The sequence below is a fragment of the Enterobacter sp. 296B2 genome, assembly GCF_034106185.1.
GTDB lineage: Bacteria > Pseudomonadota > Gammaproteobacteria > Enterobacterales > Enterobacteriaceae > Enterobacter > Enterobacter cloacae_N.
Map to the genome: position 1 here is coordinate 38869 of NZ_JAWNCA010000016.1, position 21040 is coordinate 59908.

23 protein-coding genes are annotated in these 21040 nt (G+C 54.5%); 8 read left to right on the top strand and 15 right to left on the bottom strand.

The genetic code is table 11. The annotated features are described in order from the left end of the window. Window positions 1–3 precede the first annotated feature (3 nt). From spoT to gmk, 3 genes are read right to left on the bottom strand one after another with little or no spacing between them, the layout of a single operon-like run. The gene (spoT, locus tag URZ40_RS13330; protein ID WP_028015011.1) at window positions 4–2118 is read right to left on the bottom strand and encodes a bifunctional GTP diphosphokinase/guanosine-3',5'-bis pyrophosphate 3'-pyrophosphohydrolase; all 2115 of its coding nucleotides are present in this window, start codon (window positions 2116–2118) and stop codon (window positions 4–6) included. Window positions 2119–2137: 19 nt separating this feature from the next. After that, a complete protein-coding gene (rpoZ, locus tag URZ40_RS13335; protein ID WP_000135058.1) occupies window positions 2138–2413 on the bottom strand; it encodes a DNA-directed RNA polymerase subunit omega in 276 nt (91 codons plus the stop codon). A 54-nt stretch (window positions 2414–2467) separates the two neighbouring features. Next, window positions 2468–3091 (bottom strand): guanylate kinase, encoded by a 624-nt coding sequence (gene gmk, locus URZ40_RS13340; protein ID WP_010426438.1) that lies wholly within the window; start codon window positions 3089–3091, stop codon window positions 2468–2470. 251 nt (window positions 3092–3342) lie between these two features. Here gmk and ligB point away from each other — a divergent pair, with 251 nt between their 5' ends. Beyond that, window positions 3343–5013 (top strand): NAD-dependent DNA ligase LigB, encoded by a 1671-nt coding sequence (gene ligB, locus URZ40_RS13345; RefSeq protein WP_320720667.1) that lies wholly within the window; start codon window positions 3343–3345, stop codon window positions 5011–5013. Between the two features lie 2 nt (window positions 5014–5015). Here ligB and URZ40_RS13350 read toward each other — a convergent pair whose 3' ends face one another. Both URZ40_RS13350 and URZ40_RS13355 read right to left on the bottom strand, forming a co-directional pair. Then, the gene (locus URZ40_RS13350; RefSeq protein ID WP_061096641.1) at window positions 5016–5633 is read right to left on the bottom strand and encodes a trimeric intracellular cation channel family protein; all 618 of its coding nucleotides are present in this window, start codon (window positions 5631–5633) and stop codon (window positions 5016–5018) included. A 206-nt stretch (window positions 5634–5839) separates the two neighbouring features. Beyond that, a complete protein-coding gene (locus tag URZ40_RS13355; RefSeq protein WP_116342963.1) occupies window positions 5840–6703 on the bottom strand; it encodes a YicC/YloC family endoribonuclease in 864 nt (287 codons plus the stop codon). 125 nt (window positions 6704–6828) lie between these two features. Here URZ40_RS13355 and rph point away from each other — a divergent pair, with 125 nt between their 5' ends. Both rph and pyrE read left to right on the top strand, forming a co-directional pair. Further along, a complete protein-coding gene (gene rph / locus URZ40_RS13360; protein WP_320720668.1) occupies window positions 6829–7545 on the top strand; it encodes a ribonuclease PH in 717 nt (238 codons plus the stop codon). Between the two features lie 67 nt (window positions 7546–7612). Next, window positions 7613–8254: an orotate phosphoribosyltransferase gene (gene pyrE, locus URZ40_RS13365; protein WP_041911672.1), complete on the top strand. Its 642-nt coding sequence runs from the start codon at window positions 7613–7615 to the stop codon at window positions 8252–8254. Between the two features lie 42 nt (window positions 8255–8296). Here the strand turns inward: pyrE and slmA are convergent, their stop codons facing one another. From slmA to coaBC, 3 genes are all read right to left on the bottom strand, one after another. Next, window positions 8297–8893, bottom strand: coding sequence for a nucleoid occlusion factor SlmA (slmA, locus tag URZ40_RS13370; protein ID WP_028015015.1), 597 nt, complete (start codon window positions 8891–8893; stop codon window positions 8297–8299). Between the two features lie 121 nt (window positions 8894–9014). After that, the gene (dut, locus tag URZ40_RS13375; RefSeq protein WP_015570042.1) at window positions 9015–9473 is read right to left on the bottom strand and encodes a dUTP diphosphatase; all 459 of its coding nucleotides are present in this window, start codon (window positions 9471–9473) and stop codon (window positions 9015–9017) included. After that, window positions 9451–10662, bottom strand: coding sequence for a bifunctional phosphopantothenoylcysteine decarboxylase/phosphopantothenate--cysteine ligase CoaBC (coaBC, locus tag URZ40_RS13380; protein ID WP_320720687.1), 1212 nt, complete (start codon window positions 10660–10662; stop codon window positions 9451–9453). The genes dut and coaBC overlap by 23 nt, the downstream gene beginning before the upstream one ends. Window positions 10663–10835: 173 nt before the next feature. Between coaBC and radC the strand changes: the two genes are divergently transcribed. From radC to mutM, 4 genes are all read left to right on the top strand, one after another. Beyond that, window positions 10836–11501, top strand: coding sequence for a DNA repair protein RadC (gene radC / locus URZ40_RS13385; protein WP_316380399.1), 666 nt, complete (start codon window positions 10836–10838; stop codon window positions 11499–11501). A gap of 218 nt (window positions 11502–11719) precedes the next feature. Beyond that, window positions 11720–11956 (top strand): 50S ribosomal protein L28, encoded by a 237-nt coding sequence (gene rpmB, locus URZ40_RS13390; protein ID WP_002436699.1) that lies wholly within the window; start codon window positions 11720–11722, stop codon window positions 11954–11956. A 22-nt stretch (window positions 11957–11978) separates the two neighbouring features. After that, window positions 11979–12146 (top strand): 50S ribosomal protein L33, encoded by a 168-nt coding sequence (gene rpmG / locus URZ40_RS13395; protein WP_003024094.1) that lies wholly within the window; start codon window positions 11979–11981, stop codon window positions 12144–12146. A gap of 72 nt (window positions 12147–12218) precedes the next feature. Further along, window positions 12219–13028 (top strand): bifunctional DNA-formamidopyrimidine glycosylase/DNA-(apurinic or apyrimidinic site) lyase, encoded by an 810-nt coding sequence (gene mutM / locus URZ40_RS13400; RefSeq protein WP_116342967.1) that lies wholly within the window; start codon window positions 12219–12221, stop codon window positions 13026–13028. A gap of 2 nt (window positions 13029–13030) precedes the next feature. On the opposite strand, the gene coaD is transcribed toward mutM, so the two are convergent. The 7 genes from coaD to rfaQ all read right to left on the bottom strand — a co-directional run bounded on the left by coaD (window position 13031) and on the right by rfaQ (window position 19923). Beyond that, window positions 13031–13510 (bottom strand): pantetheine-phosphate adenylyltransferase, encoded by a 480-nt coding sequence (gene coaD / locus URZ40_RS13405; protein WP_320720669.1) that lies wholly within the window; start codon window positions 13508–13510, stop codon window positions 13031–13033. A gap of 3 nt (window positions 13511–13513) precedes the next feature. Further along, window positions 13514–14284 (bottom strand): glycosyltransferase family 2 protein, encoded by a 771-nt coding sequence (locus URZ40_RS13410; protein ID WP_163330023.1) that lies wholly within the window; start codon window positions 14282–14284, stop codon window positions 13514–13516. After that, window positions 14284–15558 (bottom strand): lipid IV(A) 3-deoxy-D-manno-octulosonic acid transferase, encoded by a 1275-nt coding sequence (gene waaA / locus URZ40_RS13415; RefSeq protein ID WP_116342973.1) that lies wholly within the window; start codon window positions 15556–15558, stop codon window positions 14284–14286. The genes URZ40_RS13410 and waaA overlap by 1 nt, the downstream gene beginning before the upstream one ends. Before the next feature lie 66 nt (window positions 15559–15624). Then, the gene (locus URZ40_RS13420; protein ID WP_316380402.1) at window positions 15625–16614 is read right to left on the bottom strand and encodes a glycosyltransferase; all 990 of its coding nucleotides are present in this window, start codon (window positions 16612–16614) and stop codon (window positions 15625–15627) included. Between the two features lie 11 nt (window positions 16615–16625). Further along, window positions 16626–17726: a glycosyltransferase gene (locus URZ40_RS13425; RefSeq protein WP_320720670.1), complete on the bottom strand. Its 1101-nt coding sequence runs from the start codon at window positions 17724–17726 to the stop codon at window positions 16626–16628. Between the two features lie 2 nt (window positions 17727–17728). Then, window positions 17729–18856, bottom strand: coding sequence for a glycosyltransferase family 4 protein (locus URZ40_RS13430; RefSeq protein WP_320720671.1), 1128 nt, complete (start codon window positions 18854–18856; stop codon window positions 17729–17731). Then, window positions 18853–19923 (bottom strand): putative lipopolysaccharide heptosyltransferase III, encoded by a 1071-nt coding sequence (gene rfaQ / locus URZ40_RS13435; protein ID WP_320720672.1) that lies wholly within the window; start codon window positions 19921–19923, stop codon window positions 18853–18855. The genes URZ40_RS13430 and rfaQ overlap by 4 nt, the downstream gene beginning before the upstream one ends. Window positions 19924–20073: 150 nt before the next feature. On the opposite strand from rfaQ, the gene URZ40_RS13440 reads away from it, so the two are divergent. Beyond that, complete coding sequence (locus URZ40_RS13440) at window positions 20074–21030, top strand: polysaccharide deacetylase family protein (RefSeq protein ID WP_320720673.1); 957 nt, start codon at window positions 20074–20076, stop codon at window positions 21028–21030. Window positions 21031–21040 lie beyond the last annotated feature (10 nt).

The following is a 21040-nucleotide window of genomic DNA, read 5'->3' on the forward strand; positions in this document are numbered from 1 at the left end:
AACCTAGTTTCGGTTTCGGGTGACTTTAATCACGTCCGGCATGACGCGGATCTTGCGCATAATGTTCGCCAGATGCACGCGGTCGCGAGCGGTCAGACGAATAAAGGCGCTGTACACGCGGCCGTCTTTTTCTTCCGTATTCAGGCTCTGAATGTTGGACGAGGCCGTGTTGATTGCTGCCGTCAGGTTCGCCAGAGCACCCTGGTGATTGAACATATCCACCTTAATTTCGGTGATAAATTCCTGCGCGGTCTCTTTATCCCACTCGACCGCCATAAACTTCTCGGCTTCTTTCTGGTAGCCGCGAATGTTACGACAGGATTCATGGTGGATAACCAGCCCTTTGCCCGGGCTGACGTGCGCGATAATCGGGTCGCCAGGGATTGGGCGGCAGCATTTTGCGAAGGTGATCAGCACCCCGTCCGCGCCTTTAATCGGCAGATGAGCATGGCCGGATGCGCCTGGAGCAGAAGGCGTCGCTTCGCCCTGCTGCAGGTTTTTCGCCACCACGACGCTCATGGCGTTGCCCAGACCAATTTCCGCCAGCAGATCGTCCAGAGACGTGAGCTTCATACGGTCGAGTTCACGCTGGATATGCTCCGGCGGGATCTCAGCCAGCTTGCGGCTGCCGCCTAACGCGTGGTTGAGCAGACGACGCCCCAGGCTGACGGAGTCGTCGCGCTTGAGGTTTTTCAGCAGCTGACGGATTTTTGCGCGCGCTTTGGAGCTCACGACAAAGTTCAGCCAGGCAGCGTTCGGACGTGCGCCCGGCGCGGTAATAATTTCCACCGTCTGGCCGCTGGAGAGCGGCTGAGACAGCGGGTAAGGCTGTCTGTCGACGCGCGCGCCGACGCAGGCGTGCCCGATATCGGTATGCACGGCGTAGGCGAAGTCGACCGGCGTTGCGCCCGCAGGAAGTTCGACAATGCGGCCTTCTGGGGTGAAAACGTAAATCTCATCCGGGAAGAGATCGGATTTAACGCTCTCGATAAATTCAAACGAGCTACCCGCACTCTGCTGAAGCTCCAGCAGGCTCTGCATCCAGCGCTGGGCGCGGATTTGTGCGGTTGTGCTGCTTTCGCCACCGTGCTCTTTGTACGCCCAGTGTGCGGCAACACCCATCTCTGCCATCTGGTCCATGTCTTCGGTGCGGATCTGCACTTCAACAGGCACGCCGTGCGGACCGATCATCGAGGTATGCAGAGATTGATAGCCGTTCGCTTTTGGAATGGCAATGTAATCTTTCATGCGCCCCGGACGCGGTTTGTAGAGGCTGTGCATCTGCCCCAGCACGCGATAGCAGGTGTCCGAATCGTGGACGATTACGCGGAACGCGTAGATATCCATGATCGAATGAAAACGCTGCTCTTTGAGCACCATTTTGCAGTAGATGGAGTACAGATGTTTCTCGCGACCGCTGACGCGGCACGGAATTCCCGCTTCCTGTAAGCGCCCTTCAATTTCAGAGAGGATCTTTTGAATCATCTCTTTACGGTTACCGCGGGCGGCTTTCACCACCTCTTTGATTACGCGATAGCGGTTCGGGTACAACGCTTCAAAACCCAGCTCTTCCAGCTCGGTTTTGATATGGTGAATACCTAAACGGTGCGCCAGCGGACTGTAGATTTCGAGGGTTTCACGGGCAATGCGGCGACGTTTATCCGGGCGAAGTGAGCCCAGCGTGCGCATGTTGTGGGTACGGTCAGCGAGTTTGATGAGAATGACGCGGATATCCTGCACCATCGCCATAATCATCTTGCGGAAGTTTTCGGCTTGCGCCTCTTTCTTGTCGCGGAATTTCAGCTTATCAAGCTTAGAGACCCCTTCCACCAGCTCGGCAACGCTTTTGCCAAACAGCTGTTCCATATCCTGGTAGGTGGCAGGGGTATCTTCGATCACGTCGTGCAGCAGGGCGGCCATCAGCGTTTCGTAGTCGAGTTTCATCTCGGCCAGAATACAGGCTACCGCAACCGGGTGCGTGATGTAAGGTTCACCGCTTGAACGTGTCTGGCCCTCGTGAGCGTCACGTGCAACGAGATACGCCTGCTGAAGACGCTTAATCTGGTCTTCAGGCAGGTAGGTTTGAATCAGTTGATTCAGGCTTTCAAACAGATACAAGGGCGACCCGCAGGTTTAATTAACGACGACCTTCAGCAATGGCGGTTACGGCCTGCAGTTCTGCGGCTTCCTGCTCTTGCTGCTCCTGGCGCTCACGTACGTCGAGGATCTGGTTGTTAATCAGACCTTCTTCGATTTCGCGAAGTGCAATAACGGTGGTTTTATCGTTTTCTTCCGGTACCAGCGGATCTTTACCGCCTACCTGCATCTGACGAGCGCGACGCGCGGCGACCAGCACCAGGTCAAAACGGTTACCAATTTTCTCTACAGCGTCCTGAACAGTTACGCGTGCCATACTTAAAATGCTCCACAGGTGAAGAAATGACTGGGCATGATACTGAAAGTGGGTTCAGTCTGCCAACAGTTTGGTGATTAATGCGTCATGTCGCTGCTTCTGGCGGCTCATACGCAGTCGTTCTGCGCGAAGAATGGTTTTGAGATCGCTCAGCGCGGCATCAAAATCATCATTCACAATAAGGTAATCATATTCCGCGTAATGGCTCATTTCTGCAACTGCCTGTTCCATACGCTTTGCGATGACTTCTTCGCTGTCCTGACCGCGGCCACGCAGGCGGCGATCCAGCTCATCTTTCGACGGCGGTAAAATAAAGATACTGCGCGAGTCAGGCATTTTCTTACGAATTTGCTGTGCGCCCTGCCAGTCGATGTCGAGGAACACATTCACGCCCGTCGCCAGAACCTGCTCAATGGTTTCACGTGAGGTGCCGTAGTAGTTTCCAAACACTTCTGCGTGTTCAAGAAACGCGTCTCTGCCGATCATCGCTCTGAACTCGTCGTGATCTACAAAGAAATAGTGTTCACCGTGCACTTCACCCGGACGCGGCGCTCGCGTGGTGTGAGAAACAGAAACCTGTGTATCGTACAACGGTTGGGTTTTTAACAGTGCCTGAATAAGGCTGGATTTACCCGCGCCACTAGGGGCAGAAACAATATAAAGCGTGCCTTGAGCCATGAGAGTCTTTTGTATGTGTTAGCGAAGAAGTCCTACATACGGGCTTATTATACACGTCGCCGCTGTGTGACGTAGCCTTTGTCACACTTTTTCCCCTGGATTATTGAATTTTGCGTACCGTTTTCAGGTTTTACCTGCGGTTTGCAGCAATAAAAATTTACGCTGGATAGCGCCTCGCAGCGTGAAAGGTTGCTATTAGCATCGTTTCTCACGGCAGGTTATACCTCCTGCATTGCAAAGGAGGGGTAGCGATGTGGCGATGGATAAGCGGGTTAATGTTGTTGTGGTGTGGTTACGGGGCGGCGGTGTGTCCGGTGTGGTCACAGGCAAAAGCCGAAAAAGAGATTGCGTCATTAAGCGCACAAATTAAACGCTGGGATGAGGCTTACTGGAAGCAGGGGGTGAGCGAGGTCAGTGACGAAGTGTATGACCAGCTCAACGGACGTTTAACCCAGTGGCAACACTGTTTTGGCAACGATCTTGCTGAGAGCTCCCTTCCTGCGCTGACCGGAAGCGTAAAACATCCTGTTGCTCATACGGGGGTACGTAAAGCAGCCAGCAAAGAAGCGTTGAGCCAGTGGATGCACGGCCGGAAAAATCTCTGGATGCAGCCAAAAGTCGACGGCGTGGCGGTGACGCTTGTGTATCGAAACGGAAAGCTAGCTCGGGCGATCAGCCGTGGTAATGGGCTAAAAGGCGAGGACTGGACGGCACGCGTGCGTTTGATTCCGTCCGTGCCTAAGGAGGTATCCGGCGTGCTGGCAAACAGCGTCTTACAGGGGGAGCTTTTCTGGCTACGCGAAAACCACGTCCAGCGGCAGATGGGCGGAATGAATGCACGTGCAAAAGTGGCGGGCGCGATGATGCGACAAAAGGACAACGCGTTTCTGAACCAGACGGGAATATTTATCTGGGCCTGGCCGGATGGACCGAAGGGAATGGAAAACAGGCTTTATGAGCTGTCCAGCGCAGGTTTTTCCCTGACGGCGCGCTATACGCTGCCCGTACAGACTGTTGATGCTGTTGAAAAACAGCGTTTGGCCTGGCAAAACACGGCATTACCCTTTGCCACGGATGGCATAGTGGTTCGGTCTGCGGAGTCTCCTTCAGGGGAGCACTGGCTGCCAGGCGAAGGCAATTGGGTCATCGCGTGGAAATATTCGCCTGCGGCACAGGTCGCTGAGGTCAGGAATATTCATTTTTCCGTGGGGCGCACGGGCAAAATTTCTGTCGTGGCGGCACTGGAGCCTGTCCAACTGGACGATAAACAGGTGCAGCGAGTGAGCCTGGGTTCGGTTGGGCGCTGGCAGAGGCTGGATATTGCCCCGGGCGATCAGGTTCAGGTAAGTCTGGCCGGGCAGGGTATCCCCCGGTTTGATAAGGTGGTCTGGCGAGGAACGGACAGACAAAAACCAGAACCACCGGCCTCGCGTTATCACTCCCTTAGCTGCCTTTATGCCTCGCCGGAGTGTATGGAACAGTTCTTTGCCCGGCTGACGTGGCTCAGTTCAAAGCAGGTATTCAACATTGAAGGATTAGGTGAGTCAGGCTGGCGGATGCTCTGGCAGGCACATCATTTTGAACATCTCTTTTCATGGCTGCTATTAACGCAGGAACAGCTGCAGTCGACGCCGGGGTTTTCCGCAGCGCGCGGACTCGCGCTCTGGCACCGCTTTAATCAGGTGCGCGAGCAGCCTTTCATCCGCTGGATTATGGCTCTGGGTGTTCCGTTACCGCAGGCGTCGCTGAAGGCTTCAGGGGAGGTGTCCTGGCAGAAGATGAGCGAGCGCAGCGCAAAGTCATGGCAGACCCTGCCGGGAACGGGAGAGGAGAAGGCGCGGCAAATCGTTAGCTGGCTGCACGCGCCAGAGATAGATGTGCTGGCGAAGTGGCTCGCTGAACAGCACATCAACGGGTTCTGAGATTAGTGAGCGCCGTGCTTATAGTGAAACACAGGCAGCCCGAGCTTCAGACGCAGCGCCAGCATGCGGGCCGTAAAGCCAAACAGCAGCGTGGAGATGACCACCACATCGTGGTTTGAAACGTAATGCTGCAGGGCAATGTAGAGCACCGCTGCGGCGAAGGAGATGCCGGCATATAGCTCTTTTTGAAAGACCAGAGGAATGCGTTTGCAGAACATATCGCGCAGCACGCCGCCGAATACCCCCGTGACCACGGCCGCGATGGTAGCGATAACCGGACCTTCCCCCATATCGAGCGCGATTTGCGCGCCGATGATTGAAAAAACGATCAGCCCCAGCGCATCAAGCACCAGGAACAGGCGGCGCAGATGGGGCATAACGGGTGCCACTATGGTGGTTAATACGGCAGCCGTTGCGACGATAATCACGTACTCAGGATGCTTCACCCAGCCAAGCGGGTAATGGCCAAGCAGGATATCGCGCACGGAACCGCCGCCCAGCGCGGTTGCAGTAGCAATAATGATCACGCCGAAGGTGTCCATCCGGCGACGCCCGGCGGCGAGAGCGCCAGTCATGGCTTCTGCGGTGATACCAATGAGATAAAGAATGTGAAGCAGCATATACCCTCCGGTGTGAACGCGGGAAGGTTAGCGATTTGTGCGCAAGATCACGATTGAGATTTTCTAAGGCGATTGGATTTCACCTATAAAATCTAATCAATACATGCTGAATATGGTTGATTATTGGCAGGTGAATTGGAAAAGGTGTGAAAATTCGAATTAGAAATAATAATGGGTGGCATCAGCCGATACCACCCAAAAAGGGATTACTCAATATTCTGGATCTGCTCGCGCATCTGCTCAATCAGAACCTTCAGTTCAATCGCTGAGTTGGTCACTTCAGCATTGATAGACTTAGAAGCCAGAGTATTCGACTCGCGGTTGAACTCCTGCATCATAAAGTCCAGACGGCGGCCTACAGCTTCCTTCTTCTTCAGTATGTTGTAGGTCTCTTTCACGTGCGCTTCCAGACGATCCAGCTCTTCGGCCACGTCAACGCGCTGCGCCATCAGCACCAGCTCTTGTTCCAGACGGGTGTTTTCCAGCTGAACTTCCGCTTCTTCCAGCTTGGCGACAAGTCGTTCGCGCTGCCATTGCAGCACTTCTGGCATGTGGGTGCGGACTTTGGCCACTTCGGTGCTCACGCCTTCAAGACGCTGCTCAATCATCGCTTTTAGCGCCTGGCCTTCGGTTTCTCGGGCAACGATAAAATCGTCCAGCGTGCCGTCGAGGGCTGCCAAAATTTCAGCGGCAATGGCATCCAGATCCTGCTCACCGGCGGCCATGACCCCAGGCCAGCGCAGAATATCAACCGGGTTGATTTCGCCTTCATCGCTCTGCATTTTGACCCAGTTCGCCGCATTCACGAGCTGTTTCGCCAGCTTTTCGTTGAGGATCAGTTCGCCCTGCGCGCTTGCATCTGGCTCAAAGCGCAGGTTGCATTCTACTTTCCCGCGGGTCAGACGCGTACGGATACGCTCGCGCACCACAGGTTCAAGGCTGCGGAACTGTTCCGGCATACGGAAATATGTTTCCAGATAGCGCTGGTTTACCGAACGCATTTCCCAGGTAGCGCTACCCCAGCTACCCTTGATTTCACGCCGGGCGTAGGCGGTCATACTGCGGATCATAGACATTCCCGTTTTTAAAGGAGAGATGGGGGGATTATAGCTTTCGGGGGCTTCTCAGGATAGGAATAAGCTTCCTTTATCCGTATAATGCGCAGCCACATTCGTTTCAAGCCGGAGAATCCATCATGCGTCCATCAGGTCGTAGCGCCAATCAGGTGCGTCCCGTCACCCTGACCCGTAACTATACAAAACACGCTGAAGGCTCCGTGCTGGTTGAGTTTGGTGACACCAAAGTGCTGTGCACCGCGTCCATCGAAGAAGGGGTTCCGCGCTTCCTGAAAGGCCAGGGTCAGGGCTGGATCACCGCCGAATACGGCATGCTGCCACGCGCAACGCACACCCGTAATGCCCGTGAAGCGGCAAAGGGTAAGCAGGGCGGCCGTACCATGGAGATTCAGCGTCTGATCGCACGTTCGCTGCGCGCTGCCGTTGACCTGAAAACTCTCGGTGAATTCACTATTACGCTGGACTGCGACGTAATTCAGGCAGATGGCGGCACGCGTACCGCGTCCATTACCGGTGCCTGCGTAGCGCTGGCGGATGCCCTGAACAAGCTGGTTGCAGCCGGTAAGCTGAAAACCAACCCAATGAAAGGGATGGTCGCGGCGGTTTCCGTGGGGATCGTTAACGGCGAAGCGCTTTGCGATCTGGAATACGTTGAAGATTCCGCCGCCGAGACCGACATGAACGTGGTGATGACCGAAGATGGCCGCATCATTGAGGTGCAGGGCACGGCGGAAGGCGAGCCGTTCACCCATGAAGAACTTCTCTCCCTGCTGGCGTTGGCCCGAGGGGGAATCGAATCCATTGTAACGACGCAAAAAGCGGCGTTAGAAAATTGATTTTAAAGGCGACCAGTGAGTCGCCTTTTTTTTGCCTGTAAGACAGAAAAACTAAAGGAGCGAATCCATGAAATCGTATCAGCGCCAGTTTATTGAGTTTGCTATTAATAAACAGGTACTTAAGTTTGGCGAATTTACGCTGAAATCCGGGCGTAAGAGCCCCTATTTCTTCAACGCCGGGCTGTTTAATACCGGGCGCGATCTGGCCCTGTTAGGCCGTTTCTATGCCGAAGCGCTGGTGGATTCCGGGATTGATTTTGACTTGCTGTTTGGCCCGGCCTACAAAGGCATTCCAATTGCGACCACCACAGCAGTCGCGCTGGCGGAACATCACGACCGCGACGTGCCGTACTGCTTTAACCGCAAAGAGGCCAAAACCCACGGTGAAGGCGGTAATCTTGTAGGCAGCGCGCTGCAGGGCCGCGTGATGCTGGTGGACGACGTGATCACCGCAGGCACTGCGATCCGTGAATCTATGGAGATTATCCAGGCCAACGGTGCGACGCTGGCTGGCGTGCTTATTTCTCTGGATCGTCAGGAGCGTGGTCGCGGCGATATCTCTGCTATCCAGGAAGTAGAGCGTGATTACAGCTGCAAAGTGACCTCTATCATCACCCTGAAAGACCTGATTGCGTATCTGGAAGAGAAGCCAGAGATGGCGGATCACCTGGCGGCGGTGCGGGCGTATCGCGAAGAGTTTGGCGTGTAATTGAATTGCCCGGCGGCGCTACGCTTACCGGGCGCTGCGGCGCTACTGCAGTTGTGCTGCTACTAACGGCCAGCGGGCGTCAAAATCGTCCGTTGGTCGGTATTTGAATTCACTGCGCACAAAGCGGGAGAGCATGCCTTCACAAAACGCCAGGATCTGGCTTGCCAGCAATGTCTCATCCGTATTGTATCCTTCGCCTTCACGCATTTTCTTCTCGCGTAGCACCTGGCGCAGCTGTGCTTCAATACGCTCAAAAAGCTGATTGATGCGGCCCTGCAGCCTGTCCTGCTCAAACATCAGCGCGTGGCCGGTCAGGATACGGGTTAAACCCGGATTGCGTTCCCCAAAGCCCAGAATTAACAGCACAATCAGACGCAGACGCGCGGTGGTGTCTTTTTCGTCTTTCAAAATCAGGTTAATGCGTGTGATCAGACTGTCTTCAATAAACTCGATCAGGCTGTCGAACATTTTTGTTTTGCTGGGGAAATGACGATACAGCGCCGCTTCAGACACGCCCACAGAGGCGGCCAGTTTAGCGGTGGTGATGCGTTGACTGCCATCGCTGGATTCAAGCATCAGAGCCAGAGATTGAAGTATTTCTTCGCGACGATTCCTTTTCGCGGTTTGTTTTTCTGCCATGTTACAAAATACCCCTGAAAAATAAGCACTTGCCAGGCTGGCATCCACACAGCGACCGCAAACTGACGTTTGCGGTTTGTTATTGCGTTATGGCGCTGCGAGATACGTGTGTGTCGGGCGGTTATTTGCGCCCGGAATGGCCGAAGCCGCCTTCGCCACGGTCGGTGGCATCAAAGTCTGCCACCAGGTTAAATTCTGCCTGAACCACCGGTACAAAAACCATCTGCGCGATACGCTCGCCCGGTTCAATGGTGAAGCTGTCCTGGCCACGGTTCCAGACGGATACCATCAGTTGACCCTGGTAGTCGGAGTCGATCAGGCCGACCAGGTTACCCAGCACAACGCCGTGCTTATGGCCCAGACCAGAGCGCGGCAGGATCACTGCCGCCAGAGATGGGTCAGCAATGTGGATCGCCAGGCCAGTCGGGATCAGGGTAGTGGCACCGGGAGCCAGTTCTACGGCGTCATCGAGACAGGCGCGCAGGTCAAGTCCGGCAGAGCCGGAGGTGGCATAGGTTGGCAGCGGGAATTGCTCGCCAACACGCGGGTCCAGAATCTTAACGTCGATTTTTTTCATCATAACGGGTAACGATCTCGTCCAGTAATTGTTGGCCCAGGAGTTCCTTGCGCTCAAGCGGTAAGATTTTATCTCCATCCTGCCAGAAAAGGTGCAGTGCGTTGCTGTCGCTATTAAATCCTTGCGTGGCCAGCGATACGTCGTTCGCGCAAATTAAATCGAGGTTTTTGCGGGTACGTTTTTGCCGGGCATATTCTTCCACATTATTCGTTTCTGCGGCAAATCCAACAACGTAAGGACGATGGTTTTTTAGTGCGGCGACCCCAGCAACAATGTCCGGGTTTTTCACCATTTTCAGTGTTAATTCATCACCTTGCTTTTTGATTTTAGATTCGGCGATGGTCTCGGCACGATAGTCTGCCACGGCCGCGCAGCCGATAAAAATCTGCTGATGTTGCGCATGAGCCTGCACGGCGGCTTCCATCTCCAGCGCGGTGGTGACATTAATGCGCTGCACAAAAGGTGGCGTAGGTAACGAGACCGGGCCGCTGACCAGCGTGACGTTAGCACCGCGTTTTGCCGCTGCGGCAGCAATTGCAAAGCCCATCTTGCCGGAGCTGTGGTTGGTGATGTAGCGCACCGGGTCCAACGGCTCGCGCGTGGGACCCGCAGTAATCATGATGTTGAGATGTTGCAGATCGTTGACAGGTGAGAAATGGGCGACAGCCATATCTACAATCGTCAACGGGTCGAGCATACGCCCTGGGCCAACGTCGCCGCAGGCCTGGCTGCCGCTGTCCGGGCCCCAGATAAGCAGTCCGCGCGAGGCCAGCGTCTCCAGATTATGCTGGGTGGCGGCGTTGCGGTACATCTGCTGGTTCATGGCGGGCACAACGGCGACAGGTGCAGGTGTCGCGAGGCAAATGGTCGAAACCAGATCGTTCGCCATACCGGCCGCCACGCGGGCAATCAAATCCGCCGTGGCTGGGGCAAGAATCACCAGATCGGCCCATTTCCCAAGCTCAATATGCCCCATCGCGGCTTCGGCGGCCGGATCGAGCAGGCTGTCAGATACCGGGTATCCTGAAACCGCCTGCAGGCTCAGAGGGGTGATAAAGGCTTTACCGCCTTCGGTTATCGCGACCCGCACGTCCGCCCCGCGCTCGCGCAGACGACGCACCAGCTCCGGCGCTTTATAGGCAGCAATACCGCCGCTCACGCCAAGAACGATTTTTTTACCGGCCAGGCTCATCATGATTCTTTCCTGTTGGGTTTCACCAGAGAGCGGGCATTTTATCACAATCCCAAATACGGGGTGATGAAGTCCTTTATTCACTTTGCGAGGCGCTACGCAAGAACGAAACTTCAGCGTCGAGCCCCGGATTTGCCTGTGGCAGCATAATGGCAAACAGAAGGAGGCCGGGCATGGAAGAGACTGAACTGCTGCTACCGCGCGAAAAAATGCTGCGTCATGGCGTCACGTTATTAAAAGACGACGAGCTGCTGGCGCTCTTTTTACGTACAGGTACGAAGGGAAAAACGGTATTTACGCTGGCGAAAAATCTGATAGACCATTTTGGTTCACTGTATGGTTTGCTGACAGCCGAACTGGAGGAGTTTGCGCACGTAGAAGGCATTGGCGTCGCGAAATATGCCCAGTTACGGGGTATTGCTGAACTTGCCCGGCGATTTTATAACGTGCAGATGGAGGAGCAAGATCCGATCCTTACCCCTGACATGACCCGAGAATTTCTGCAAAGCCAGCTATCCGGTCTGGAGCGGGAGATCTTTATGGTGATCTTTCTCGACAACCGAAACCGGGTGCTTAAGCATACCCGCCTTTTTTCAGGTACACTGAGCCACGTTGAGGTGCATCCGCGTGAAATTGTGCGCGAAGCGATAAAAGTGAATGCAGCAGGCGTGATCCTCGCGCATAATCACCCCTCTGGCTGTGCAGAACCGAGCAGAGCGGACAAAGAAATCACCGAGCGCATTATCAAATGCTGTCAATTCATGGACATTCGTGTGCTGGACCATCTGATAATTGGCCGCGGAGAGTACATTTCTTTTGCAGAACATGGCTGGATTTAGACTATTTCTGGCGATCCATCGGGATCTTTGTCTGTTCGGGACTTGAGCACACCGCCGAGTCAGCGTATACTACGCCACCTTTGAGAATCTCGGGTTTGGCATTTGGGCCTGGCAATCGAGAGTTCACTTAGAACTACGCGATGACCGGGCTGTAAAGCCTGACGAGGCGCCGATACCCCATACGAAGCTCGAGCTAATTTGATTTTTGGAGAATAGACATGTCCCGAGTCTGCCAAGTTACTGGCAAGCGTCCGGTGACCGGTAACAACCGTTCCCACGCACTGAACGCGACTAAACGCCGTTTCCTGCCGAACCTGCACTCTCACCGTTTCTGGGTTGAGAGCGAGAAGCGTTTTGTCACCCTGCGCGTATCTGCTAAAGGTATGCGTGTAATCGATAAGAAAGGCATCGATACAGTTCTGTCTGAACTGCGTGCCCGTGGCGAAAAGTACTAAGTACTTAAAGAGGAAATAAATCATGGCTAAAGGTATTCGCGAGAAAATCAAGCTGGTTTCTTCTGCTGGTACAGGTCACTTCTACACCACCACGAAGAACAAACGTACTAAGCCGGAAAAACTGGAACTGAAAAAATTCGATCCAGTTGTACGCCAGCACGTACTGTACAAAGAAGCTAAAATCAAATAATTTTAGCCTCCTTGTATTGAAAAACCCCGCAACTGCGGGGTTTTTTGCATTCTGCATCTCAACGGAGGAACCATGCCTGAATTACCTGAGGTAGAGACCAGCCGTCGCGGCATTGAGCCCCATCTGGTCGGCGCGACTATTCTTCATGCTGTCGTTCGCAATGGACGTCTGCGCTGGCCGGTGTCCGATGAGATCCACGCGTTAAGCGACAAACCCGTCCTTAGCGTGCAGCGCCGCGCGAAATACCTGCTGCTGGAGTTGCCTGACGGCTGGATTATTATCCATCTGGGGATGTCCGGGAGCCTGCGCATCCTGACCGAAGAACTGCCTGCGGAAAAGCACGACCATGTCGATCTGGTGATGAGCAACGGCAAAGTGCTCCGTTACACCGATCCCAGGCGCTTTGGCGCGTGGCTGTGGACAAAGGAGCTGGAAGGACACAACGTGCTGGCGCATCTGGGCCCTGAGCCGCTTTCAGACGCGTTCAACGCGGACTACCTGAAAGAGAAGTGTGCGAAGAAGAAGGCTCCGATCAAGCCCTGGCTGATGGATAACAAGCTGGTGGTCGGCGTGGGGAATATTTACGCCAGTGAATCGCTTTTCGCGGCCGGGATCCATCCCGATCGGCTGGCATCATCGCTGTCGGCGCAGGAGTGTGAGCTGCTGGTCCGGGTCATTAAAGCCGTATTACTGCGCTCGATTGAGCAGGGCGGGACCACGCTGAAGGACTTCCTGCAAAGCGACGGTAAACCGGGCTATTTTGCCCAGGAGCTGCAGGTGTATGGCCGTAAAGGTGAGCCATGCCGGGTATGCGGGACGCCGATCGCTGCCGCAAAGCACGCCCAGCGAGCCACGTTCTACTGCCGTCAGTGCCAGAAATAGCGCTACTTTAGCTTGTCCATCAGCGCCTGGTGGACGTTATCCGGCAGGAAATGGGTAACGTCCCCGTGATGGCGCGCCACCTCTTTCACCAGCGTGGACGAGATAAACGACCACTCTTTTGATGGCATCAGGAATACGCTTTCCAGCTCCGGCATCAGGTGGCGGTTCATGTGCGCCAGCTGCATCTCATACTCGAAGTCTGCCACCGCGCGCAGGCCACGGATCAGAATATTGGCCTGCTGGGCGCGGGCGAAGTTCGCCATCAGGTCGCTAAACCCGACCACCTCAACATTCGACAGGTGCGAAATGGCATCGGTGGCGAGCTGTACGCGCTCGTTGAGGTCAAACATCGGCTTTTTGCTGGGGCTGGCGGCAATGGCCAGGATCACCTTGTCGAACATGCACGCCGCACGGGTGATGATATCAAGATGACCGTTGGTGATCGGATCGAAGGTACCCGGATAAATCGCTTTTGTGCTCATGGCTCACGTTTTCTCTGAGTAGCCGCGGCAGAGCGCCCACAGCTCGGTGTATTTGTTGAAAGTATACTGGGCATTCACTACCGCGAGTAACCAGCCCTGCTTACCGTCCAGCACGCCACCACGCAGCAGCAGCGTTTTCAGAAACGCACCCAGCGTGTGGGTGAAGATACCCGTCAGCGAGGCCTTCTTGCCGCGCTGGTGACGCTCCTGCGCCCATGCGGTGGCATAGTTGAGCTGCTTTTGCTGGAAGCTGGCGAAATCACGGCAGGTCAGGTGCAGCAAATCGCCCGTCAGGGGGATGACCTGGGCGCTGTCGCAGGTCAGTGACTCATGGACCAGGTTGTCGTTGTACTGATAGCGCTCGCGCTCGTAGAGGCGCATAACGCGGTCAGGATACCAGCCGCTGTGGCGCATGAAGCGGCCAAGGAAGTAGTTGCGGCGGGCGATGCTGTATACGGCGCCGGGCTTGGGCGAGGAAAGCACCGCCTGGATGGCCTGCTGAAGCTCCGGCGTGATGCGTTCGTCGGTATCGAGCATCAACACGTAATCACCGGTGGCATACCCCTGCGCGCGCTGGCGCTGGATGCCATAGCCTTGCCAGTCAGTATTGGTAAAGATTTTTGCGCCCGCTGCCCGGGCAACGTCCACCGTGTTGTCCGTGCTTCCGGAGTCGAGAATGACGATCTCGTCAGCCCAGGCGACGGAGGCCAGGCAGTCCGGAAGCAGGTCGGCGGCGTTTTTGGCGATCATGACGACCGACAGACGCGTAGACATTAGTGGCTCCGCTGAGGCAGATAAGGTTGCAGAAGCTGCAGCAGACGGGTGAGTGCGCCCTGATTCTGGTGCAGCACTTCGACGGCGTGGCGACCGTACCACAGGCGGTAATCTTCGTCCGTCAGAAGGGTCGATACCTCTTTGACGACCGAGTCCGCATCGGTCACGGTAATTAAACCATCGGCCTGCTGTAATTTCGCGCAGATATCTTTGAAGTTAAACGTGTGTGGCCCCATCAGCACAGGAATGGCGTGGGCTGCCGGCTCCAGCGGGTTATGGCCTCCGCGTTCCACCAGGCTTCCGCCAACAAAGGCGAGGTCAGCAATGCCGTAGAGCAGCATCAGTTCGCCCATCGTATCGCCAATCACCACCTGGGTACTGCCGGAAGGGATCTCTCCGCTGCTGCGCAGAGTGAAGCTGAAGCCGCCTTTCTGCACCATTTCGCGGGCATCTTTAAAACGTTCCGGATGACGAGGCACGAGGATCAGCAGTAAATCAGGGAATTTTTCCAGCAGCTTGCGGTGCGCCTGCAGGATAATCGCCTCTTCACCCTCATGAGTACTGGTGGCAATCCAGACCTGACGACGCGGAGCCCACTGGCGGCGCAGCGTGATGGCGCGGGCGGCCAGTTCAGGGGTAACGGAAATATCGAATTTCAGGCTGCCGGTTACGGCAAGCTGGTTGCGCTTCAGGCCCAGAGAGATAAAGCGTGCCGCGTCTTCTTCATTCTGCGCAGCAATCAGCGTGATTTTGCTCAGCAGGCGGCGCATAAATTTACCCAGCTTGCCGTAACCTTTCGCCGAGCGCTCTGACAGGCGCGCGTTGGCAATCACCAGCGGAATTTTACGGGCATGCAGAGCGGAAATCATGTTCGGCCACAGCTCGGTTTCCATCACGATCACCAGCTTCGGGCGAACGGTGTTCAGGAAACGATTCATGGCGCAGGGCAGATCGTAAGGGAGGTAGACGTGATGAACGTCTTTACCAAACGCGGATAACGCGCGCTCTGAGCCGGTTGGCGTCATGGTGGTGACGGTAATTGGCAGAGACGGGTAGCGATGGCGCAGAGCGCGAACCAGCGGGATCGCCGCCAGCGTTTCACCAACAGAAACGGAATGCAGCAAAATACCGTCCGGCGCGACTTTATTGCGGCAAAAGCCATAGCGTTCAGCCCAGCGTTTACGATACGCAGGCGCTTTACGGCTACGAAGCAACAGTCTCAGCCACACCAGTGGCTGAATGATATAGAGCAGGGCGGTATACAACAATTCCAAGCGATTATCCGTCTTTTTAGTTTCGGCGGGCAAATTCTAAGCATTTAAGCCAGGTAAAGCTATCTCTTATGCCAGATACCGTTTTAAACGGAAGTAGCGTCGGCCCAGGCGCCAGCGCAAACGCGGGCTTTTGGCACTTTTCCAGATAAGCTTCCAGATCCCGGTGTCGAAGAACTCTTTGATAATCATTGTCTTCTTTGCCTCATCCTTCATGTTGTCGAAGGTATGAATGATTCCCAACCCCTCTTTGGCGATTTGCCAGTAGCAGGCGGGGATATTTTTCACTTTATCCGGGTAACGCTGGTTAATGGCATCAAGCATCTGCAGGATTTTCATGTAGTGGCGCGCGGAGCGAATCAGCGTGTCGTCATTATCCGGCGTGTGCGATACCGAGGCAGAGTGAATGTAGTAGTCATAAAAGCGTTCGCTGGTGTACTGAACGCGCTCTGCGGCAAGCAGCACCTCGGTGGTCCACGGGATATCCTGATGGCGCAGGCCGGGTTCGAAATGGAAACGGTGTTTACGAATAAAATCGTGGCGATAAATATTAAGCCAGGTCACGTGCAGGAACTTACGTGAATCCAGCGCCATCTTCAGCCATGCCGGACCCGTCATGACGCCCGTCGAGGCGAGTTTATCCTCAGGGAAGATAGGGCGAGAAGGTTTCCTGTCATTTTCCCAGACATAGTTGCCGTTGCAGGTGGCGACATCCAGATCCTGCGTAACGGCCATATCCAGCAGACGCTGGTACATGCCAGGTTTGAAGACATCATCAATATCCGGGAAAGAGAGATACTGACCGGTTGCAACGGCCAGGCCGGTATTACGCGCGATGGAAACACCCTGGTTATGCTGTTCAATCACCTGTATCTGCGGCAGTTTTTCACGCCAGCTTTCGACGATCTGCATCGAGCGGTCAGTCGAGCCGTCATTGACAATGATGACTTCCATGCTGTCGATGCGTTGATTCACAAGGCAGGTAAAGAACTGATCCAGAAAAGCTTCGCCGTTATAAACGGCAACCACCACGCTTAACAATGGCGCTGAATTTTGCATAAGAAACCTGATTATTTTTGATTGTCGACCAAAGCAATGTACTGCTGGCAGATGGCATTGATACCGAACGACGCAATCGTTGCATCGCCAACGACCGGCGGGGCGGTATAAATATCTACCAGGGTTTTTGCCAGTGACGCGTCATTTAACTCTGCCAGCCCGCGCGCTAAGGCGCCGGTGAGAATTTCTGCGGGGCCACCCGGACAATTGGTACTGACCGGTGGCGTCTGGCAGATAATGGATTCCACCAGCACATTACCAAAACCTTCGCAGTCAGAGCTTAACACTAAGAGGCGTGCACCTTTTATCCAGGGGTAGGGGTTAGCGTCGAACGGACGGAAAACCGTTTTGTTTTCAATACCCAAATCGCGGGCAAGCTGCTTAAGTTTTTGAATTTTGGCTTCGGAGCCATTGCCCATCATGACAAGCGTAGTGTCAAGCTGACTCTGTGCGAACGCGCGTAAAAGGCGGTCGTGGCGTTTGTGTTCATGGAAGCGGCCAACATGGATGATGTAATCCTTCCCTTGCATCTCGAAAGGAGCATCCGCCAGACGCTGAATCTCAGGGATATCAAAAGGATTATGGATAACCGCTTTACGCCGGAGTTTGAGAGCCAGCGTCTCGGAAAGATCTTTCCACACGGCGCCTGAGACGGCGACAACGTTTCGGTTTTCGTAGGTATGACGAATTTTAAGATGCTTAAACCAGCGCGAAAGCCCGCTACGGTGGCGGAGATAAGAGAACGAGAACATGCCATGCACGCAGAACCAGACTTTATCACGTTCCAGCGCGCGGCAGTGCGCCACAATGCGGTCCGTTTTGTGCAGATGAGAGAACACAACGTCAAATTTTCCGCTGCGCTCAGCCCGCTCAATTGCCTGATCCAGCAGGCGGGCGCGGCGCGGGATCTCCGTCAGCTTTCGCCACGGTTTTTTGCAGGTATCCTGAACCACCTGATAATCAATGCCTTCCGGGATGGCGTAATCACACACTTTCCGCAGAGAGAAAAGGGAGACCTGATGCCCCATTTCCATTAATCCGCTGGAAAGTGTAAGAACTGTTTTTTCAGCTCCCCCACCGGGTAAACCATCAATAATCATTAGGATACGCATTTTTAATCCAGTAATTTTTGATAAAGCGAAATAAGCTGACTTGACAGTTTTTCGGGGGTGGCGCTTTTTACGCGTTCACGTGCCGCTTGCCCCATCGTGTTATTTTTTCCCAGAGAAGGGGTGGCTGCAATTGCCTCCTTCAATGTGTCGATATCCAGGGCGTCACAATAAAATCCGTTCTGGCCTTGCTGAATAAATTCAGCGCCACCGCAGCTCTCTGAAGTAATGACGGGCAAGCCGCAGGCCATCGCTTCAAGAATGACGTTTGGAAACGGATCATACAGCGTTGGCAACAGTAAACCATCGGATAGCTGATAAAAAGGCAGAGTTTCTTTCTGCATCCCCAGGAAACGGATTTGCCCTTCGCAGCCTAATGAGCGGGCGAGGTCACGATAACGATGTTCTGCTTTATCCTGTCCAACCACAATCAGCCAGGCTGGCGTTCCTGCGATAGCGCGTATGGCGCTGGCCAATCCTTTTCGTTCAAATCCCGACCCTACAAAACAGAACACCACGGCATCGGCTGGGAAACCAAATTGCTGACGCAGCGCGGCTCGCTGTGCTTCCTGGGCTGGAATGAAGCGGCTGGAATCAATTGAATTATAAATCACATGTATTTTTTTTGCGTCAATATCAAAGTCTTCGACGATTTCGCGTTTGATCATCTCCGCATTACAGATAACCGCCTTCAGCTCTGGGGCCTGGTACATTTCTCGTTCGGCTTGCATCACGTAGCGGTGATAGCGATCGAACATCAGCATCTGCGCGCGCCAGGCGGGCAGAATGCGCGCACGCTGCAGCAGCCAGCGGCGATGGACGCCATCTCCAGCGCGGTAGATATCGCAGCCCGGGATACGCTCATGGCTTTGCACAATATCAAACTGCTGTTGTTGCCACAGCGCGCGGGCGGCATGGGCAAAACCGCGTTCGCGGCTGATGCGGCCCCATTTACGCGGGTCGCAAATATGGATATGCCAGTCGTCCTGCTTTTCGCCCTGCCATTCACGCGTAATGACGTTGAGTTCAAGATTCTGGTTGCTCAGCGCGGTGAGAGCACGTGAAACGAAGCGCTCCGCCCCGCCATCAGGGCGATACTTTTGGCGAACAATCGCCAGGCGATGGTGTTTCATGACAGATATCTCCTTGCAGCGGAGACGACAGCATCAGCAGGAATGGCGTCGAGATAACGTTCTTTCGTTTTGGTATCAATGGCGTCGGGATCGGGAAGGGGGCCGTAGTCGCCCGCCCAGATGACTTCACCGTTGACTTGCCATGGAGACCAAAACGTCAGTTTGGAAGGGCCAAACAGCGCCACGCAGGGCGTCTGCAGCGCGGCGGCCATATGCATCGGCACGGAGTCAACGCCAATAAAAAGACACGCGTGATCGATAAGCGAGGCCAGCTGGCGCAACGTTAGCTGTCCCGCCAGCGAGACGACCCCCGTCTTCGGTGAGGCGGCGAGAATGCGATCGATCATCGCCAGCTCTTTTTTATCCGGCCCGGCCGTGAGGACGACGGTATGCCCATCCTGCTGCAGCGCGGTGATGGTTTGCGCCATTTTGCTCTCATCCCAGCATTTGAAGAACCAGCGTGACGTCGGCTGGATGACGATGTAGTTATCGCCCACTCCTTTTTGCACCAGCAGCTGGCGGGCGTGGTGCCAGTCTTCTGCGCTGTAGGCCATGGTAACCGCCGGCTTAGGTGCGACCTGTAATGGCGACAGAATGGAGAGATTTTGTTCGACGGTGTGCAGGGATTTGTGATTTGCAACAGAGACTAATTCACTATGGCAGAAACGCCAGAATGGATTGTTGCGTTTGTTAAAGGCGAATCCGAGGCGAACCGGCGCACCGGTGAAGCGGGTGACGATAGCGCTACGCCACTGATCGGCAAGATTAATCACCAGATGATAATGTTGCTTTCGTAATGCGCAGAGCAGCTGCCACTCCTTTTGAAGGTGCTTTAGCGTGCCCAGCTGCTTCCATTTACGATCGATTCCATAAATAGTGCCAATCGCCGGATGGGCGGCGAGCATATCGCGCGTTTCTTCATACAACAGCACGTCAATTTGCGCCTGCGGCCATTTTTGACGTAACGAATCAATGACGGGAGTGGTCAATAACATATCGCCATGATGGCGGAGTTTGATCAGTAAAATGCGCAAATCAGGCGTGTCAGGTAAGTTATTCATCATCATCTTATCGGCGTTGTACTGTTGGCAATTCTAATAGACCTGGTAGCGACTTGCACTCTTTCTCCATAATCTCAGGAATTTCCCAGGGAGGCTTTACTCAGGCTTTGGTGAGTGCGTAACATAGCGCTAACTTCCCTGTCATGCGGACTCATTATGAAAAAACCAGCGTTTATCATCACGATTGATACTGAGGGCGATAATCTCTGGCAGAATCACCGCGTCATTAAAACGGAAAACGCGCGCTATCTGGCCCGCTTTCAGACCCTTTGTGAACGTTTTGGTTTTAAGCCCGTATGGCTGACAAACTATGAGATGGCAATTGATCCCGTTTTCATTGAGTTCGCCAGGGACGTGATTGCTCGCAGGCAGGGGGAGGTGGGAATGCACCTTCACGCATGGAATAGCCCGCCTGAGCACGATCTCACGGGAGATGACTGGCGCTGGCAGCCGTATCTGATTGAATTTTCAGACGAGGTGATGCGTGAGAAAGTGCTGTTCATGACCCGTCTGCTGGAAGAGACATTCCAGACCAAAATGCTGAGCCACCGTGCCGGGCGCTGGGCATTTGATAGCCGCTATGCAAAATTGCTCGTTGAACTGGGTTACCAGGTTGATTGCTCCGTGACGCCGCGCGTGAACTGGCGCAACGCGAAAGGTGCTCCGCAGGGTAATGGCGGAACGGATTATCAGCATTTCCCCGACCACGCCTATTTTATGGATTTAGATACTCTTTCCCGGGTGGGCAATAGCCCATTGCTGGAAGTGCCGATGAGCATTCAGTATAAACATCCGGCCTGGTTGAACACGATCAAACAGGGGTACGATCGTCTTCGCGGGAAATACCGTTCGCCCTCGGTGAACTGGCTACGACCGACGGGTGGAAATGCGCCGCAGATGATTCAGGTCGCGCAGCAATGCTTGTCTCAGGGAAATGACTACGTGGAGTTTATGCTTCACTCGTCTGAATTTATGCCTGGCGGAAGCCCCACGTTTAAAGATGAGGCGGCGATCGAAGGGTTGTATCAGGATCTGGAAGTGCTCTTTAGTTGGTTATCCGATAAGACGATTGGGATGACGCTGGCGGAATTTTATCAGTACAAGAAAAAATAATGCCCGCATG